Annotated in this window: 1 protein-coding gene; it reads right to left on the bottom strand. The window is 62.9% G+C overall.

Annotated features, from left to right (window positions below; genetic code table 11):
- Nucleotides 1–1,016: serine hydroxymethyltransferase (gene glyA / locus JC607_RS25175; protein ID WP_198839443.1), on the bottom strand; the 1,016-nt coding region annotated here is incomplete at both ends.

Genomic DNA, 1,016 nt, shown 5'->3' with positions numbered 1-1,016 from the left:
GCGCGGCCAAGCGCCGCCTCGGCCGCCTTGCCGGTCACTTTCTTGGGCCGCAGATCGGCGAGGCAGAGATGGTTGTCGGTGCCGCCCGAGACGATGTCGATCCCGCCCTTCATCAGCTCATCCGCCATCGCCGCCGCATTGGTTTTCACCTGGGCGGCATAGGCCTTGAACTCGGGGCGCAGCGCTTCGCCGAAGGCGACCGCTTTGGCCGCGATCACATGCATCAGCGGGCCGCCCTGCAGGCCGGGGAAGACCGCCGAATTGATCTTCTTAGCGATGTCTTCATCATTTGTGAGCACCATACCCCCACGCGGGCCGCGCAAGGATTTGTGGGTCGTGGTGGTCACCACATGGGCATGCGGCAGCGGCGAGGCATGCACGCCGCCGGCCACAAGGCCCGCGATATGCGCCATATCAACATGGAGGTAAGCGCCGATCTCATCAGCAATCGCCCGGAAGGCGGCCCAGTCCCATTCACGGCTATAGGCGGTGCCCCCCGCCAGGATCAGCTTCGGCCTGTGCTCGAGGGCTTTCTTGCGCACCTCATCCATATCGAGGCGCTGGTCCTGCTGGCGCACGCCGTAAGAGATGACCTTGAACCACTTGCCGGACATATTGACCGGCGAGCCATGGGTGAGGTGTCCGCCCGAATTCAGGTCGAGCCCCATGAACGTGTCACCCGGCTGCAAAAGCGCGAGGAAGACGGCCTGGTTCATCTGGCTGCCGGAATTCGGCTGCACATTGGCGAATTTGCAGCCAAAAAGCTCTTTCGCGCGCTCGATCGCGAGGGTTTCGGCGATGTCGACATACTGGCAGCCGCCATAATAGCGCTTGCCCGGATAGCCCTCGGCATATTTGTTCGTCAGCACCGAGCCCTGGGCCTCCAGAACCGCGAGGGAGACGATGTTCTCGCTCGCGATCAGCTCGATCTCATCGCGCTGACGGCCAAGTTCAGAGCGCATCGCCCCGAAAAGCTCGGGGTCGCGCGAGGAAAGAGATTCGGTGAAAAAGCCGGA

Source organism: Paracoccus sp. IB05 (assembly GCF_016405985.1).
Lineage (GTDB): Bacteria > Pseudomonadota > Alphaproteobacteria > Rhodobacterales > Rhodobacteraceae > Pseudogemmobacter.
This window is presented reverse-complemented; position numbering and strand designations above follow the sequence as displayed.